Source organism: Paraburkholderia sp. SIMBA_053 (assembly GCF_046534895.1).
Classification (GTDB): Bacteria; Pseudomonadota; Gammaproteobacteria; order Burkholderiales; family Burkholderiaceae; genus Paraburkholderia; species Paraburkholderia caledonica.
In genome coordinates this window covers 1-248 of sequence record NZ_JAWRXU010001345.1, presented here as the reverse complement: position 1 = coordinate 248, position 248 = coordinate 1, and the positions used below count along the sequence as shown (strand labels likewise).

1 protein-coding gene is annotated in these 248 nt (G+C 71.0%); it reads left to right on the top strand.

Annotation, left to right across the window (positions count from 1 at the left end; translation table 11 throughout):
• Positions 1–248: family 20 glycosylhydrolase (locus SB753_RS39990; protein WP_410805539.1), on the top strand; the 248-nt coding region annotated here is incomplete at both ends.

Genomic DNA, 248 nt, shown 5'->3' with positions numbered 1-248 from the left:
GGCTGGCGTTTCGAAGTGCCGGGATACCCGCGCCTCACAGAGGTGGGCGCTCGCCGCGCGGAGACGCAGCTGGGCCACGGGCCTCACGCCACGGTCGAACCGGGGCTGCACGAGGGGTACTACACGGATGCCGAGCTGCGCGACCTGGTGGCATACGCCGCCGAGAGATTCGTGACGGTCGTTCCCGAGGTGGAGCTTCCCGGGCACGTCCAGGCGGCTCTCGCCGCGTATCCCGCGCTCGGCAACAC